Source organism: Microbacterium album (genome assembly GCF_014643695.1).
Classification (GTDB): Bacteria; Actinomycetota; Actinomycetes; order Actinomycetales; family Microbacteriaceae; genus Microbacterium; species Microbacterium album.
Genome location: NZ_BMJY01000011.1, coordinates 16,652 through 32,736 on the forward strand (window position 1 = coordinate 16,652; position 16,085 = coordinate 32,736).

Annotated in this window: 12 protein-coding genes; 8 read left to right on the forward strand and 4 right to left on the reverse strand. The window is 71.6% G+C overall.

Features of this window, described 5'->3' with window-relative positions; genetic code table 11:
- The first annotated feature begins 189 nt into the window (after positions 1–189).
- Positions 190–1,641, forward strand: a complete 1,452-nt coding sequence (locus tag IEX37_RS11755; protein WP_188756470.1) for a MarR family transcriptional regulator — start codon at positions 190–192, stop codon at positions 1,639–1,641.
- A gap of 4 nt (positions 1,642–1,645) precedes the next feature.
- On the opposite strand, the gene IEX37_RS11760 is transcribed toward IEX37_RS11755, so the two are convergent.
- Together IEX37_RS11760 and ocd are read right to left on the reverse strand one after the other, a co-directional pair.
- Positions 1,646–3,232 carry an amidohydrolase gene (locus IEX37_RS11760; RefSeq protein ID WP_188756471.1) on the reverse strand — a complete coding sequence of 529 codons (1,587 nt, stop codon included), beginning with the start codon at positions 3,230–3,232 and terminating at the stop codon, positions 1,646–1,648.
- 18 nt (positions 3,233–3,250) lie between these two features.
- A complete protein-coding gene (gene ocd / locus IEX37_RS11765; RefSeq protein ID WP_188756472.1) occupies positions 3,251–4,279 on the reverse strand; it encodes an ornithine cyclodeaminase in 1,029 nt (342 codons plus the stop codon).
- A 97-nt stretch (positions 4,280–4,376) separates the two neighbouring features.
- Between ocd and IEX37_RS11770 the strand changes: the two genes are divergently transcribed.
- Positions 4,377–4,814, forward strand: coding sequence for an Lrp/AsnC family transcriptional regulator (locus tag IEX37_RS11770; protein ID WP_188756473.1), 438 nt, complete (start codon positions 4,377–4,379; stop codon positions 4,812–4,814).
- Between the two features lie 21 nt (positions 4,815–4,835).
- Here the strand turns inward: IEX37_RS11770 and IEX37_RS11775 are convergent, their stop codons facing one another.
- Complete coding sequence (locus IEX37_RS11775; protein ID WP_188756474.1) at positions 4,836–6,323, reverse strand: PucR family transcriptional regulator; 1,488 nt, start codon at positions 6,321–6,323, stop codon at positions 4,836–4,838.
- A 73-nt stretch (positions 6,324–6,396) separates the two neighbouring features.
- On the opposite strand from IEX37_RS11775, the gene IEX37_RS11780 reads away from it, so the two are divergent.
- Genes IEX37_RS11780 through IEX37_RS11805 form a run of 6 tightly spaced genes read left to right on the forward strand, consistent with a single transcriptional unit; the run spans position 6,397 to position 14,435 of the window.
- Complete coding sequence (locus IEX37_RS11780; protein ID WP_188756475.1) at positions 6,397–7,515, forward strand: S-methyl thiohydantoin desulfurase family protein; 1,119 nt, start codon at positions 6,397–6,399, stop codon at positions 7,513–7,515.
- Entirely contained in the window at positions 7,512–9,110 is a 1,599-nt protein-coding gene (locus IEX37_RS11785; RefSeq protein ID WP_188756476.1) for a hydantoinase/oxoprolinase N-terminal domain-containing protein, read from the forward strand. The genes IEX37_RS11780 and IEX37_RS11785 overlap by 4 nt, the downstream gene beginning before the upstream one ends.
- Entirely contained in the window at positions 9,107–10,705 is a 1,599-nt protein-coding gene (locus IEX37_RS11790; protein ID WP_188756477.1) for an ABC transporter substrate-binding protein, read from the forward strand. Before IEX37_RS11785 ends, IEX37_RS11790 begins: the two co-directional genes overlap by 4 nt.
- Positions 10,706–10,715: 10 nt before the next feature.
- Positions 10,716–11,753, forward strand: coding sequence for an ABC transporter permease (locus IEX37_RS11795; RefSeq protein WP_188756478.1), 1,038 nt, complete (start codon positions 10,716–10,718; stop codon positions 11,751–11,753).
- Between the two features lie 10 nt (positions 11,754–11,763).
- On the forward strand, positions 11,764–13,665 hold the full coding sequence (locus IEX37_RS11800; RefSeq protein ID WP_188756479.1) for a dipeptide/oligopeptide/nickel ABC transporter permease/ATP-binding protein: 1,902 nt from the start codon (positions 11,764–11,766) through the stop codon (positions 13,663–13,665).
- Positions 13,662–14,435: an ABC transporter ATP-binding protein gene (locus IEX37_RS11805; RefSeq protein WP_188756480.1), complete on the forward strand. Its 774-nt coding sequence runs from the start codon at positions 13,662–13,664 to the stop codon at positions 14,433–14,435. The genes IEX37_RS11800 and IEX37_RS11805 overlap by 4 nt, the downstream gene beginning before the upstream one ends.
- 91 nt (positions 14,436–14,526) lie before the next feature.
- On the opposite strand, the gene IEX37_RS11810 is transcribed toward IEX37_RS11805, so the two are convergent.
- The gene (locus tag IEX37_RS11810; RefSeq protein WP_188756481.1) at positions 14,527–15,858 is read right to left on the reverse strand and encodes an MFS transporter; all 1,332 of its coding nucleotides are present in this window, start codon (positions 15,856–15,858) and stop codon (positions 14,527–14,529) included.
- Positions 15,859–16,085: the final 227 nt, after the last annotated feature.

The window sequence follows — 16,085 nt, forward strand, 5'->3', positions numbered from 1 at the left end:
GCGTCAGCACTCGACGGCAGGGGCGGGACAGGTGCGGGACGCCTCGTCGCGTCGGGCACTGGGAGCTGTAGTCCGGTTGTTGGCCCATTATTGGGAGGCCCGTTCCCCGCTCTGTTACAGTCCGCATCACGGGCAATCACGTCGACGGGGGATTGCTCGTTCTGGGAACCGAGGAACGAGGTGAGCGGGATGACGATGCGCGTCGCGGCGGGCCTGAGGATCGTCCGTGCGGTGGCCGAGCGACCGGACCCCACTGCCCCGGTGTCCGTCGGCGAGCTGGCGCGCCGCCTCGGGCTGCCGCTCAGCGGGGCGTCCCGACTGTGCGCGGAGCTCCACCGCCTCGGGTTCCTCGAGCGCGGGGACGCGTACGGCTCCTATCGGATCGGGGATGCGGCGATCGCCCTGTCGGGCCTGGCCGCGCGGCCCGTGGCGCAGACGGTGCGCGCCGCGTTGACGATCGCCGGGCAGACGACCGGTGAGACGGTCTGCCTGGCGGCGCGTGCAGAGGGCGGTATGAGGATCGTCGCCGCGGTCGTCTCGCCCTGGACGCTCTTTTCCGCGGCCGAGGTCGGCGAGCTCGTGCACGATCCCGAGAGTGCCATCGTGCGCGCCGCGCAGGGCACGGGCGGCGATGAGGACGACCCCCGGCACTTCCGGTCGACGATCGGACGCAGCGTCGAACTCGCCACGCCCGTGTTCGACCCCGCCGGCGAGTGCCTCGCGGTGCTCGCCGTGAGGCTGCCCGTGAACCGCGCCCGCCGCGGCGTCCCGGCGGCGCGCCGAGCGCTCGCCGCAGCGCGCCGCGCGCTCGAGCGGCGCGTCGAAGACGTGCTCGGCTCCGTCGGCGATCCTGCCCCCCGCGCCGCGGCGGGAGGGGACGCGCAGGGCGCTCCGTCGGCTCTGCAAGCGGCGATGCGTATGCTCCGGCACCTCGCCGAGGGCCCCGACGGCCTCGCCGGTATCGCCCGCGCGGCCGGAGTGCGGCGCGACCGCGCCCAGCGCATCGTGGACTCCTGCCGCGCGGTGGGCGTCGTCATGGACGACATCGATCGCGGCGGCTACCGGCTCGCTTGGGGCATTCACGGATGGCATCGTGCGGCCGCGGCGCCGATCATGGCGACGCGAGGCGCGCCCCTGGTGGCCGCGGCCGCCGATGCGACGGGGGCGTGCGCATTCATCACCGTCCTGAAGGGCATGCGCAGCGTCACGCTCGTCGAAGAGCTCGAGATCCAGGGCGAGGGGCTGCGGATGACCCCGTGGCTCGGACGGCCCTGTCCCCTCATGAGCGCGGACGGGGGGCCGACGCTCGTCATGGACTTCGGGGTCGACGAGGTCGCACCGCTCCTTCCGCGGCGCGAGCCACAGGCGGAGCGGGACGAGTTCCTCGCCCGGATGCGGCAGGTGACGCAGGACGGGGTGATCGCCAAGGAGTCCTTCGAGGAGGCGGGGCTGCTGTCGGTCTCCGCGCCGATCCGGGACTCCAGCGGGAGCGTGGCGGCCGCGGCGTGCATCGTCGCCGCGACCGACCAGGCGCGCTCGCGCGTCCGAGCGCTCAGACAGGCCGCGCTGGAGCTCGCCGCGGGCGTGACGGCCCTTCTCGGAGGTCCGGACGCCGACGGGACCCCCGCGGCCGCGACCTGATTCCTCAGCCGCCCCAGACGCGCTCGCCGGCGATCCAGGTCTCCAGCACCGCGGTCTCGCCGATCTGCTCGGACGGCACCGTGAAGACGTCCCGGTCGAGCACCGCGAAGCTGCCCTCGTACCCCACCTCGATCCGACCCACGCGGCCGATGTCGGTCAGGCTCGCCGCGCGGTCGGTGTAGAGCAGCAGCGCCTGCGCGGCAGACACGGAGGCGCCCTGTCCGATGTCGGCGCCGTTGTACGCGCGCCGGCGCACCGCGGCCTCGACCGACACGAACACGTTGTCGGCCTCGCCCCACGCCGTCGCCGGGCAGTCCGAGGACAGTGCGAGCGCCGGCAGCTCGTGGTACAGCGAGCGGATCGGGTACGCGTGGTCGCGCAGCTCCGGGCGGAGGTTGCGCTCGTAGCCGTCGTACTCGGCGTAGAGGAACACCGTGTGCGTGGCCACGCCGAACCTCATCCGGGCGGCGCGAAGGCGGGCGATCGTCGCGGGAGCCAGGAGGGTCGCGTGCTCGATGCGGATCGAGGGGGTCTCCTCGAGCCACGGCTCCTGGTGCTCGAACAGGTCGAGCACCTGCGCGATCGCCCTGTCGCCCATGGCGTGCACCGCGAGCTGCACGCGGTTGCGCCGCGCCCATTCGCCGGCGGCGAGCGCGTCCTCGTCACTGAGGGTGCGGAGGCCGTGGTCGTCGTCCGAGCCCGGGTAGGGCCGGCACACCCACGCCGTGCGGTTTGAGTAGGCGCCGTCCATGATCACCTTCAGCCCGGACACGCGCGCTCGGCCCGTGCGGTCCTCGTCGGTGAGGTCGGCCGGCGGATCGGCCGGATCCCATCCGTAGAAGAGCCCGGCGCGGGGCATCGCGGCGCCGTCCTCGGCGGCCCGATAGGTGCTCAGCGGGTCGGCGATCCGCGTCGCCAGCAGATCGCAGACGCCCACGATGCCCCGGGACAGGAGCCGCTGGCCGACCTGCCGGAGCCGCGCGGCGCGCTCGGCCGGTCCCGCCTCCGGGATGTGCGAGGCCACGGCCTGCGCCGCAGCGATCTCGGTGAGGACCCCCGTGGGCGCGCCGTCGGCGTCGCGTTCGAAGCGCGCGCCCGGCGGATCCGGGGTGGTCGCGGTGATCCCCGCGATCTCGAGCGCTCGCGAGTTGCAGACGGCGGAGTGGCGGTCGCAGCGCCAGACCAGCACGGGCTGCGTCGTGGAGACCGCGTCGAGGTCCCGCGCCGTCGGCGCCCGCCCCTCCGGGTACTTCGTCTCGTCATAGCCGTTCCCGACGATCCAGGCGTCGCGATCCGAGCCGAGGGCCTCGTGCGTGCGCAGGGCGTCGATGAGTTGCGGCAGCGACGTGACGGCCGGCGGAAGGCAGTCCACGGCGTCGATCGTCGTCGTCATGAGCGCCGGGTGCACGTGCATGTCGAGCAATCCCGGCACCACGACGCGTCCGCCGAGGTCGTGCGCGGCGGCGCCGTCGACCCCGGACGCGTCGCCGACCCAGTCGATGACGCCGTCCGTGACGCGGAACGCGCTGACGAAGTCGGTCTCGCCGCGCCCCGTGAAGACGCGTCCGCCCGTGAAGATCCGTGATGTCATGCGGGTGCTCCTTCGTGCTCAGCCGACCGGCGCGAGCGAGCCGCACATGCCGAACAGATCCTTGGGGTCGTCCGGCTCGGCCACGAGGTCGATGTCGTCGACGAACGGCGTGCCGGCGACCGCATCGCGAACATAGCGCAGCGCGGACAGATCTTCGATCGCGAAGCCGACCGAGTCGAACAGCGTGATCTGCTCGGCGGAGGTGCGCCCGGTGGCCCGGCCCGTCAGCACCTCCCACAGCTCCGTGACGGGGAACTCCGGGCCCCGGGCCTGGATCTCCCCCTCGATGCGGGTCTGGGGCGTGTACTCGACGAAGACGCTGGAGCGGTCGAGGATGGCGGGATCGAGCTCGGTCTTGCCGGGGCAGTCGCCGCCGATCGCGTTCAGATGCATCCCGGGTGCGACGTCCGCGTCGCGCAGCACGGTGGCGAGTGCCTTGTCGGCCGTGCAGGTCGTGACGATGTCGGCGCCCTCGCACGCCTCCCCGGCGTCGCCGGCGACCGTGATCCGGAAGCCGAGCGGCGCGAGGTTGCGGACGAACTTCGCGATCGCGTCGGGATCGACGTCGTAGACGGTCAGGTCGCTGAGCCCGAGGGCGCCGCGCATCGCGATGGCCTGGAACTCGGATTGGCTGCCCGCGCCGATCATCGCCATCCGCGTCGAGTCGGGTCGGGCGAGCGCGCGCGCCGCCAGCGCCGACGTGGCAGCGGTCCGCAGGGCGGTCAGCACGGTCATCTCGGCGAGGAACGTGGGGTAGCCGTTGTGCACATCGGCCAGCACGCCGAACGCCGTGACCGTCTGGTAGCCCCGCGCGGGGTTGGAGGGATGGCCGTTCACGTACTTGAACCCGTAGGTCTCCCGGTCGCTCGCGGGCATGAGCTCGATCACGCCGAACGGGGTATGGCTGGCGATACGCGGGGTCTTCTCGAACTGCTCCCATCGCGCGAAGTCGTCGGCGAGGTACTCGACGATCCCGGCGATCACCCGTTCCGTTCCGCTCTGCGCCAGCCAGCGCACCATATTGTTCACACCCACGAAAGCCGTCATTCCTGTCACGTTAGGACTGGGCGATATGTGCAGACAATCATCCAGATGCCCAAGTTGTGGGTCTCGAGTGCGCATTGTGCTCTAACCTGGTGCGCATATGGACGGAATCAAGCTGGATGAGCTGGATCGCGCGCTGCTGGCGGCGCTGCGCGCGGACGGCCGTGCGCCCGTCGCCGTGCTCGCCCGCGAGCTGAAGGTGACGCGGGCCACGGTCACGAGCCGCATCGACCGGCTGATCTCGTCCGGCGTCATCGTCGGCTTCACGGTGCGGGTGCGCGACGAAGTCGATCCGCTCGAGATCCGGGCGATCTCTCTCATCGAGGTCGAGGGACGCAACACGGACGCCGTCATCCGGCGGCTGCGCGGGCTCCCCGAGATCACCGCGCTTCATTCGACGAACGGCGGCTGGGACCTCGTGGCCGAGTTGCGCGCGGCGTCGCTGGGCGACTTCGACCGCGTGCTCGGGCGCATCCGCTCGATCGACGGCGTCGTCAACAGCGAGACGAGTCTGCTCCTGAGCTCCGTCCTGCGGTGATGCGCGGGGAGGCGCTCGCGCTCATCTCCGAGTGGACAGCAGGCGCACGCGACAGGCCAGCTCGACGGCGAAGCGGTGATCCGGGTCCGACAGGTCGAGCTGCAGCGCCTGCTCGGCACGGCGCACGCGGTAGTTCACGGCGTTGGGGTGCAGGTTGAGGGCCTCGGCCGCGCGTGCGAGGGAGTTGCGGTTGCTGAGGTAGGCCTGCAGCGTGCGCACCGCGACCTCGGAACGCTCGGGGCCGAGCGCGTCGAGCGGGGCGAGGACGTCGTCGAGCAGCTGCCGGCTGAGCGGCGAGGCGTAGAAGTCGAGGAGGACTCGGCGCAGGCCCGTGACGTCGGTGGCCTCGATGGACCCGGTGCGTCCGCTGGCGATCGCCGTCTCGACGGCGATGCGCGCCTCGGCGGCCGACTGCCGGAGTCCGGATGCGCCCAGCTGCGGCGTGCCGAGGCCGAGGGTGCACAGCCAGTCGGAGCCGCCCAGGGCGGCGACGTGGTGGATGAGCTGCGAGCCCACCTCGCGCAGGCGGCGCTGATGGTCCCCGGCGCCGAGCTGCTCCGACGAGACCAGCACGAGGTCGTCGTGCATCGAGGCGAAGTGCCACAGCTCGCTGCGTGGCTCCACCAGCTGGAGCGCGAAGAGCTCGAGCGCCGCGACCATCGTGCGCGGCGGCCGATGCGACGGGTCGGCACGGTGCGACACGCGCAGCCAGCCGACCACGTGGGAGAGCTGCAGCGGCAGGCCGAGGCGGGTGGCGTCCGCTGCGAACGCGTCGACGCGCGAGGAGTCGGCGAGGATCAGCTCGACGATGAGATCCGCGCGGGACTGCGTCGGCGCGAACCGCTCGTTCAGGTCGCGCTGCATGGCCCGCGAGACGAGCGAGGCGATCACGGGCGTCGCGAGAGCCACGGCCGCGTCGGAACTGTCGGCCTGCAGGCGCCCGACGGCGGTCTCGCCGATGCACACGGCGTCGGGATCGGTCCAGCGCGCGCCCGGATCGGGCACGATCGTCAGTGAGACGCCCAGTGCCTCGCCGGCGGCGGCGAGGATCTGCTCGCCGCTGCCGTCGCGCTCCTGCATGGCGATGGCCCCGGCGCGATCGATCGCGTATTCCGCGCGGGCGAGTGCCCCGATGGCGTCGCCGCGGACGATGCGGTCGATGCCCATCGCGATGTCCGGTGGGGAGCCGCTCGTGCAGGTCAGCACGCGCATCCGGGCCCGCTCGGCGAGCGCTCGGGCGGTCTCGGCGAGCACGAGCTCGCCGATGAACAGCAGACCGCTGAAGTCGCGGGCGATCGCCTGGCGGATGGCGACGTCGACCTGATAGGGCGACGGCGGATTCCCGTCGCGCGTCGTGGCGATGACGAGGCTTCCCGGCGGAGCGGCGAGCGCGTCGATCGGGGCCATGACGACGCGCTGCAGGGCCGGCCCGACGGGCGGCCCCGCGAGCAGGGACAACCCGAGGTGCTTGGCGGAGCCGAGCAGTTCACGCACATCCGACTGGGGCATGAGCACAGTATGCAGCGAGACCCTGTGCTGAGGGAACATTGAGCCGCCTGGTCCCCATCCCTACTCTCGATGCATGCCACACGACGCGTCCCCTCCCACCGCCCCCGACCGGCGCTCGACGCCGGTCGTCACGGCCGACGACATCCCGGCGCTCGCCGTGGGCGCGGCCGTCTTCGGGACGGGGGGCGGCGGCGCGGTCCACACCGTCCGGTACGCGGCGCAGTACGCACTCGAGGAGCACGGACCCGTCCCGCTGCTGTCGGTCTCCGACCTGACCGACGACGACCTCGTCATCTCGATGTCGGGCGTCGGCGCCCCCTTCGCGGGCATCGAGATGCTGCCGGCCGATCACCAGCCGGAGACGCTTCGCGACGAGGTCGAGATCCTCGCCGGTCGTCCGGTGACGGCCGTCCTGGCGACCGAGATCGGCGGGAGCAACGGAGTCGGCCCGGCCGCCTGGGCGGCCCGGCTCGGCGTGGCCCTGCTCGACGCCGACACGATGGGACGGGCCTTCCCCGAGGCGACGATGACGTCGACGAACGTCGCCGGACTCCCGCGGGGCCCCGTCGTCATGAGCGACGTCGTCGGCAACGTGTCGGTACTGCGCACCGTCTCGCCCGGTTGGCTCGAGCGTCACGTGCGCGCGAACGTCGTCGCCAGCGGCGCGATCGCGCTGGGCGCGAGCTACCTGACGGCCTCGGACGCCCGAGGCGCCCTCATCGAGGGCTCGGTCAGCCGTGCCATCTCCGTGGGACGCAGGCTCCTCGGCTCGACCGACCCCGTCGACGACCTCGCCGACGAACTCGGGGCGCGCGTGCTCGTGGCCGGCAAGGTGATCGACGTGGAGCGGCGCAACGAGGGCGGCTTCACCCGCGGCTCCGTGACGATCGCCGGCGTCGGGGAGGACCGGGACCGGCTCGTGCGAGTGGAGATCCAGAACGAGAACCTCGTGGTGCTCGAGGACGGCCGGGTGCTCGTGAGCGTGCCCGACCTCATCACGATCGTCGACAGCGAGACGGGCGAGGCCATCTCGACGGAGCTGCTGCGGTTCGGGCAGCGGGTGTCGGTGCTCGCCTGGGCATGCGACCCGCTGTGGCGCACACCCCGGGGGCTGGAGCTGACCGGGCCGCGCGCGTTCGGCTACGAGATCGACTACACACCTTTCAGCGCCGAGAAGGAGACCGTTCGATGAGCCGCCGGGACCTGTCCGTGGGCATCGACGTCGGCGGCACGAACACCGATGCCGTCGTGCTCGATGACGAACGCCGCGTGATCGCGTGGACGAAGCAGCCCACCACGGCGGACGTCACCGGTGGCATCCGCGCGAGCCTGAGCGACGTGCTCGGGCAGCTGGGCGAGGAGCGCCATCGCGTGTCCCGCATCATGCTCGGGACGACGCACGCAACCAACGCGATCGTGCGTCGCCGGGACCTGTCGCGCGTGGCGGTGCTTCGGCTGGGCGCCCCCGCGTCGACGGCCTACCCGCCGCTCGTCGGCTGGCCCAGCGCTCTGCGCGAGGCGGCGCTCGCCGGCTCCGCGGTGCTCCCCGGCGGTCATCTCGTCGACGGCTACCCCATCGGACGGATCGACGCGGACGGCATCCGCCGTTTCCTCGACGGGCTGGAGCGGATCGATGCCGTGGCCATCTCGGGCATCTTCAGCCCCTCGTTCCCCGACCAGGAGCTCGAAGCAGAGGCGATCGTGCATCAGCACCTCGGGGTCGACGTGCCGGTCTCGCTCAGCCACGACATCGGCGAGCTCGGCCTGCTCGAGCGCGAGAACGCGACGGTCCTCAACGCCTCGCTGTACGGCGTCGCCCGCGACGTGACGCGGGCCCTGCTCACCGCGGTCGACGAGGAGCGCCTCGACGCCGAGACGTTCTTCGCGCAGAACGACGGCACGCTGATGGCCGTCGAGTACGCCGCCCGCTACCCCGTCTTGACGATCGGTTCGGGTCCCGCCAACTCGATCCGCGGCGCCGCCGCGCTCTCCGGCCTGGACGGGGCGATCGTCGTCGACGTCGGCGGAACGACGAGCGACCTCGGCGTGCTCGTCGACGGCTTCCCGCGCGAGTCCACCATGCCCCGCGAGATCGGCGGCGTGCGCACCAACTTCCGAATGCCCGACGTGCTCAGCATCGGCATCGGCGGCGGCACCATCGTCGACCTCGACGCCGGCGTCCCCGTGCCCGACTCGGTGGGCTACCGCCTCACGTCCGAGGCGCTGGTCTTCGGCGGCACGACGGCCACGCTCACCGACGCGGCCGTCGCGGCCGCGGAGCTCGAGATCCCCGGTCGCAGCCTGCCGCCGCTCGACAACGCGACCCGCCGCGGCCTGAGCTCCGCGCTCGCCCGCGCGCGCGAGCGGATCGAGGCCGCCGTCGAGCGGATGTCGCTCGGGCGCGGCCTTCCCCTTGTCGTCGTGGGCGGCGGTGGCTTCCTCGTCCCGGACGACCTCCCGGGCGTCGCCACGGTGCATCGCCCCGAGCAGGCGGGCGTCGCGAACGCGGTGGGCGCCGCGATCGCGCTCGCCGGCGGTCGCGCGGACCAGTTCGCCGACCTCGCGGACCGCGCGGCGGCGACCGAGGCGGCGTCCGCCGCGGCGCTGGACAGGGCGATCCAGGCCGGCGCCGACCCGCTGCACGTCGCCGTCGTCGACGTGCAGGAGACCCCCGTCTCGTACACGACCAAGCCGGCACTGCGCGTGTCGGTGAAGGCGGCCGGCCCGCTCGCGAGCATCGGCCGAGCTCCATCCCCGCATCATCTACCCGAAAGAGAGGCATCATGATCACTCGCAGGAAGGCGGTGACGATGGCTGCCGCCGGTATGATCGGCGCGCTGGTCCTCACCGCGTGCAGCGGCGGAGACTCCCCGAACGACCCCGGCAACGACGCCGGGTACGTGTCGGGCGGTACTTTCCGTCACGCCGTGTTCCCCGAGGTCGGCAGCATCAACCCGATGACCGCCGCGCAACCGCAGGAGATCCAGGTGATCACCTACGCCTACGAATCCCTCCTCTACACCGACGGAGAGGGCGAGCAGCTGCCGTGGCTCGCCGAGTCGTGGGAGCTGGGCGACGAAGGCACCTCCGTGACGTTCCAGCTCAAGGACGGCGTGACGTTCCACGACGGCTCCGCGTTCGACGCGAGCGTCGCCGCCGAGAACATCAACTACCACGCGAACCCGGACAACGCGACCACGCTCGGCGACGTGCTCCCCGCCGGCCTCGAGGCGAGCGGCGACGGACTCACGCTCGAGGTCACCACGGATGTCGCCGACCCGTTCCTCGCGAACATCGTCGGCAGCATCCGCATGGTCGGCGCCGCCGGTCTGTCGGACCCCGCCCCGCTGGAGACGGCCTCGAACGGCACCGGGCTGTACGCGCTCACGAGCGTTCAGGCCGACCGTTACATGTTCGAGCGGCGCGACGACTACACGTGGGGTCCCGACGGTCTCACGTCCGAGACGGAGGGCCTTCCCGACGCCCTCGAGATCAGCGTCGTCACAGACACCTCGACGCGGGCCAACCTGCTCATCTCGGGCGACCTCAACGCCGCGGCGGTGGAGGGCCCCGACCAGGACCGCCTCGACGGCGCCGGCTACGAGTTCGTCGGCACGATCAACCCGATCGGTCAGATGCTCTTCAACGAGCGCGAGGACCGCCCCACGCACGACCCGCTGGTCCGCGAGGCGCTGATTCTGGGCTTCAACCACGAGGACGCGCGCGAGGTCGTGACGGGCGGCCGGCCGATCGACCTGACGTCGTGGATCACCGAGGCACCCTTCACCTGCTTCAACGAGGAGCCGGTCTGGGAGCGCCCCTCGGCCGACCCCGCCCGCGCCGCCGAGCTGCTCGACGAGGCAGGGTGGACGGAGGGCTCCGACGGGATGCGCTCCAAGGACGGCGAGCAGCTGTCGATCAACTTCATCTACGACGCGACGTCCGCGGCGCACGCCTCCGCCGCGGAGCTCGTCGCGGAGGACTGGGCTGAGCTCGGGATCGTCACGAATCTGATCGCGATGGACGGCGCCGCATGGTCCGAGTACCTGTATGAGACGTTCGACTACGACACCGGATGGATCCAGATCGGCGTGGGCAGCCCGGTCACGCAGAACCTCTTCTACGGCGGGGCATGGCCGGAGGAGGGCGGCCTGAACTTCATGGGCGTCCGCGACGAGGAGTACCTCGCGCTCGCCGAGCAGGCCGGCGCGGCCGCGGATGCCGAGGAGGCGTGCGGCTACTGGGAGCAGGCCGAGAAGCTCGTCGTCGAGAACTTCCACACCTTCCTGCTCGCGGGCACGATCCGGCCGACGTACATGTCGGGCACGACCTTCGAGATCACCGACTACATCCAGCCGGTGACGATCCGCATGACCGAGTGAGCCACGCGCGATGACAACGACGGACACACGGCTGGACGGACTCGTCCAGGACGGGCCCCCAGCGGGTCGGCTGCAGCGGCTCCGGCAGCTGCGGGGACGGCTCTCGCCCCGCGCCGACTTCGCGATCCGCAGGATCGGGCGGCTCGTCGTCAGCCTGGCCGTCGTGGTCCTCGCCGCGTTCTTCCTCGTCCACCTGGTGCCGGGCGATCCCGTCCGGGCGGCACTGGGGCCCACCGCTCCCGCCTCCCTGGTGGAGGCCACGCGGGTGGCTCTGGGGCTCGACCAGTCCGTCCCGCAGCAGCTCCTGAACTACCTCTCGGGGCTGCTGCGGGGCGACCTGGGCACGTCGATCCAGAGCGGACGTTCGGTGGGCGACACGATCGCCGCCCGCTTCCCCACGACGCTGACCCTCGCGGCCCTCGGCTTCGTGGTCGCCGTGATCGGCGCGCTGCCCATCGGCATGGGGGCGGCGCTCGCCGCGCGCACCGGCCGGGGACGCACGATCAACAGCGGTGTCGCCGGGTTCCTCGGCGTGCTCATCGCGATTCCGGACTTCGTGCTCTCGGTCGGCCTGATCTCGCTCTTCAGCATGTGGCTGGGGCTCTTCCCTCCCGCGGGCTGGGGCGAGGGGCGCAACGCGGTGCTGCCCGTTCTCGGACTGTCGCTCGGCGCGATGGCATACCTGGCCCGGATCGTGCAGGTCGAGATGATCAAGGTGCTCGACTCCACGTACATCGCCACCGCCCGAGCCAAGCGTCTCCCGCAGCGCGTGATCCTGCTCCGCCACGCGCTGCCCAACATCATCACCGCCACGCTGACGGTGGGCGGCCTGCTGCTGTCGGGCCTCGTCGCGGGAACGGTGATCATCGAGACGGTGTTCGCCGTCCCGGGCGCGGGCAACACCCTGGTCTCCGCGGTGGGCAGCAAGGACTACCCGATGATCCAGGGCATGGTCCTGGTCTACGCGTTCCTGGTTCTCGCGGTGAACCTCGTCGTGGATCTGATCCTCATCACCCTCGACCCCCGAACGACGATCGCAGAAGGGTGAGCGCGCCATCATGACGACCTCGGTCCCCGGTCTCCTGGACGCCCCGCTCGTCGCGGAGCCCCCGTCGAAGCGTCGCCTTCGATCCCGCTGGATCAGCGCATCCGGCATCGCCGCTCTGATCGGCATCGCGGTGCTGCTGACCATCGCGGTCGTCGGCCCCGCGATCTGGACGGAGGCGGCCACGGCGCGCAACATCGCCGAGCGATGGGCTCAGGCGGGCGCCGAGCATCCCTTCGGCACAGACGACATCGGGCGCGACATCTTCGCGCGAGTGATGGTGGCCACGCGCACATCCCTGCTGTTGACCGCGGGCGCGACCGCCATGCTCATCAGCGGCGGACTCATCATCGGCCTCACCGCCGCGATGCTCCCGCGCCGCCCGCGCCGGGCGTTGATCTGGGTGATGGACATGCTCCTGGCGTTCCCGTGGCTGCTGCTCGTGCTGTTCTTCACCGTGATCTGGGACGCGTCGGCGACCGGCGCGATGCTGGCCATCGGCCTCGCCGGGATCCCGAACGTGACGCGGCTCGTCTACAACATGGCCTCGTCCGTGACCGAGCGCGACTACGTGCGCGCCGCCCGCGTCGTCGGTGTCGGGCCCCTGGGGATCATGGCGAAGCACGTGCTGCCGAACATCGCCAACCCGCTGCTGGTGCAGTCCGCCGCCGCAGCGAGCACCACTCTCCTGGCTTTCGCCGGTCTGTCGTTCCTCGGCCTCGGCGTCCAGGCGCCCGAGTACGACTGGGGCCGCCTGCTGAACGAGGGACTCGCGCATCTCTACACGAACCCCATGGCGGCGCTCGGCCCCGGTCTTGCCGTGGTGTTCGCCGGCCTCGTGTTCACGATGATCGCCGAGACGGTCGGCGATCAGCCGGGGCAGGGCCTGCGGGCGTTCGCGCAGTCGAGCCGGATCGCCGTGCTCGCGCGTCGCCGTGTCCAGGCGCCGGCGTCCCCGGCGCCCCGCGGGGACGGCGGCTCTCCCCTCGCCGAGGTGCGCGGGCTGCGCGTGTCGTTTCCCGACGGGCAGGGAGGCGTCGTCGAGCGCGTGCACGGCGTGGACCTGCACGTCGCCCCGGGCGAGGTGGTCGGAATCGTGGGGGAGTCGGGCTCGGGCAAGTCGCTCACGGCCATGGCCATGGCCGGCCTGCTCGACGCGCCGGCGATCGTCGAGGCGGAGACTCGCCGCTTCGACGACATCGACCTCGACTCGAAGCTCAGCCTCGCGGAGCGCCGACGCCTCGGTGTGGAGCTCGGAGTCATCTTCCAGGACCCGCTCACGTCGCTCAACCCGGCGCTGACGATCGGTCGGCAGCTCACGGAGGTGCCCCGACAGCATCTGGGCATGAGCAGGACGCAGGCGCGGCAGCGCGCGGTGGAGGGGCTGGACGCCGTGGGCATCGCCGAGCCCGAGACGAGGCTCGGCGACTACCCGCACCAGTTCTCGGGCGGGATGCGACAGCGCGCGATGATCGGCATGGCGCTCACCGGCCGGCCCCGCCTCATCATCGCCGACGAGCCGACGACGGCGCTCGACGTGACCGTGCAGCGCCAGGTGCTCAGCGTGCTGAGGCGCGCGCAGGAGGCCACCGGCGCCGGCATCGTGTTCATCTCCCACGACATCGCCCTCGTCTCCGGCTTCTGCGACCGCGTGGTCGTGATGAAGGACGGAGAGGTCGTGGAGGAGCTGGATGCCCGCACCATCAAGCAGCAGGCGTCGCATCCGTACACCCAGGGGCTGATCGCGTGCCTGCCCGACATGAGCTCCGATCGCACGCAGCCCCTTCCGGTGATCGGAGACCACCTGCGGGCCCGCGAGCTCGCGGAGGGCGGCGGTGACGAGGAGGAGGGGCCCGCGGCGGACCGCGCCGAGCGGGGCGGCACCCGACGGAACAGAGCGGAGGCGGTCCTGTGAGCGGCGCGCTGGAGATCGAGGACCTGCGGATCCGGTACGGCGCCCGGGAGGTGGTCTCCGGCGTCTCGCTCGAGATCCCGCCCGGCACCACGCTCGGGCTGGTGGGCGAGTCGGGCTCGGGGAAGTCGACGATCGCCAACGCGGCCGTGGGGCTGACGGCCGTCTCCGGGGGTGACATCCGGGTCCACGGGACCAGCACCGTGGGCCGCGGCCGACAGGCCACGGCGGCCCGCCGCCGGATCCAGATGGTCTTCCAGGACCCGTTCTCCTCTCTCGACCCGCAGATGCCGGTCGGCGCGTCGATCGCGGAGGGTCTCAGGGCCACCGGTCGACGTCTGTCGCGAGCGGCCCGCCGGGAGCGCGTCGCCGAGCTGCTGCGTCAGGTGGACCTCGATCCGGCGCGCGCGGATCAGCTGCCGCGAGCGTTCTCGGGCGGTCAGAGACAGCGGATCACGATCGCGCGGGCCCTCGCCGGAGAGCCGGAGATCCTCATCGCGGACGAGGTCACGAGCGCCCTGGACGTCTCCGTGCAGTCGACCGTGCTGAACCTGCTGCGCGGCCTGCAGCGGCAGCTGGGGCTGACGATGCTCTTCATCTCGCACAACCTCGCCGTCGTCCGCTACATCAGCGACGACATCGCGGTGATGCGGCACGGGCGGCTCGTCGAGCGCGGGGAGACGGAGTCGCTGCTGCGCGACCCCGCCGATCCCTATACGCGCGAACTCCTCGCAGCCGTGCCCGTGCTGGGGCGCCCCTTCGAGACGGTCTAGGGAGTGTCTGGCGCGTGCTGATCGTCACGCAGCACGGCCGGCACGTGACAGACACCACCTGGGCGCAGGTCCGAACGACGTCCCGCGGACTTCACACCTCAGCGGGGGCCGGCTCACCGGCCTCACGTCGCAGCGTCTCGGGGAGGAACGCGATCCCGACGAGCCCGATCACACTGAGGACGACCAGGTACGCGGCGACCAGCCACGGGGTGCCGCCTCCGGCCTGCACGAGCCACGTGGCGACGAACGGTGCGGTGCCGCCGACGAGTGCCGCGGGAATCTCGCGGCAGATCGCGATGCCGGTCCAGCGCGTCGACGTGGTGAAGACTTCTGCGAGCATGGCGGCCGAGACGCCGATCGTCGCGCCCTGAACCACCGCGAGACCGAGCACGAGGCCGACGCCCACCAGCAGCGACGACTCGGTGAGGAACAGCAGGAACATCGGGTATGCGAAGAGGATTCCGAACACCGCGGCGAACACGAGTACCGGCTTACGTCCGATCCGATCGGCGATGAGGCCCGCGCCCAGGGTCACCGGGATCGTCAGCACCTCTGCGGCGATCAGGCCGATCAGGGCGTGCGTCGGATCGACCGTGAGCGTCTGCGTCGTGTAGTTGATCGCGAAGGTCTGGACGATGTACACCCACGGCAGCGCGAAGACGAACAGGGCCATTCCGGGCACGAGGACCCGCCAATGCCGGCGCACGGCTTCCGCGAGGGGAGCGCGCGCAACCGTTCCGGCGCTCTCGGCCGCCTCGAACGCGGCCGTCTCCTTGACGCGCAACCGGAAGTACAGGGCGAACAGCACGATCACGACACTCGCGACGAACGGGATCCGCCAGCCGAAAGCAAGGAACTCCTCCTCGGACATGGCGCCGCGCAACGCGGCGAAGGCACCGGTCGCGATCGCCATGCCGACGTACACGGCGGCACCGGGGAATCCGGCGGTGAAGGCGCGTCCCCGGGTGCCCGACGACTCGCTCGCCATGGTCATCGCCCCGGCGAACTCGGCGCCTGCCCCGGCCCCCTGGAACAAGCGCAGCACCACGAGCAGCACGGGCGCCCACAGGCCGATCGCCTCCGCGGTGGGCAGAAGCCCGATGATGGTGGTCGCCACACCCATGATCAGCAGCGTGACGAGCAGCGTGGTCTTGCGGCCGACCCGGTCGCCGAAGTGGGCGAACACGAGGCCGCCGAGGGGACGGGCGGCGAACCCCACCGCGAAGGTGGCGAACGAGCCCAGCATGCCGGCGACCCCGGAGTCTCCGAAGAACAAGGGGGCGAAGACGAGGGCGCTCGCGAGCCCGTAGAGCGTGAAGTCATACCATTCGATGACCGTTCCCACGCTGCTGCCGATGACTGCGCGGCGCCGGTGGTCGCGCGAGTCGAGTCCGTTGCGGTCGATGTCGATCGCGGGTTCCATGAACACTCCTTCGTGTCGGGGATCACCGTGAGCAACGCCCTCCGGGCGGGCACGGCCGAGGTGGAAGCCTGCTCGTGTCGCGGTGCCGAGGCCACGGTAGTTCCGTGATCGCTGCAGAGGTCATGTGGTTTCCGCACACGGTCGGCGCGAGTTGATGAGTCTTTGCCACATGACGCATGCTGGAACGGGCGTAGCGACGCGCCGACCACGCCGAAGGGACTGAAGGA

Excerpts from the sequence above, each read along its gene's own strand:
- IEX37_RS11755 (WP_188756470.1), top strand. The coding sequence starts at position 190 with ATGACGATGCGCGTCGCGGCGGGCCTGAGGATCGTCCGTGCGGTGGCC.
- IEX37_RS11760 (WP_188756471.1), bottom strand. The coding sequence starts at position 3,232 with ATGACATCACGGATCTTCACGGGCGGACGCGTCTTCACGGGGCGCGGC.
- ocd (WP_188756472.1), bottom strand. The coding sequence starts at position 4,279 with ATGACGGCTTTCGTGGGTGTGAACAATATGGTGCGCTGGCTGGCGCAG.
- IEX37_RS11770 (WP_188756473.1), top strand. The coding sequence starts at position 4,377 with ATGGACGGAATCAAGCTGGATGAGCTGGATCGCGCGCTGCTGGCGGCG.
- IEX37_RS11775 (WP_188756474.1), bottom strand. The coding sequence starts at position 6,323 with ATGCCCCAGTCGGATGTGCGTGAACTGCTCGGCTCCGCCAAGCACCTC.
- IEX37_RS11780 (WP_188756475.1), top strand. The coding sequence starts at position 6,397 with ATGCCACACGACGCGTCCCCTCCCACCGCCCCCGACCGGCGCTCGACG.
- IEX37_RS11785 (WP_188756476.1), top strand. The coding sequence starts at position 7,512 with ATGAGCCGCCGGGACCTGTCCGTGGGCATCGACGTCGGCGGCACGAAC.
- IEX37_RS11790 (WP_188756477.1), top strand. The coding sequence starts at position 9,107 with ATGATCACTCGCAGGAAGGCGGTGACGATGGCTGCCGCCGGTATGATC.
- IEX37_RS11795 (WP_188756478.1), top strand. The coding sequence starts at position 10,716 with ATGACAACGACGGACACACGGCTGGACGGACTCGTCCAGGACGGGCCC.
- IEX37_RS11800 (WP_188756479.1), top strand. The coding sequence starts at position 11,764 with ATGACGACCTCGGTCCCCGGTCTCCTGGACGCCCCGCTCGTCGCGGAG.
- IEX37_RS11810 (WP_188756481.1), bottom strand. The coding sequence starts at position 15,858 with ATGGAACCCGCGATCGACATCGACCGCAACGGACTCGACTCGCGCGAC.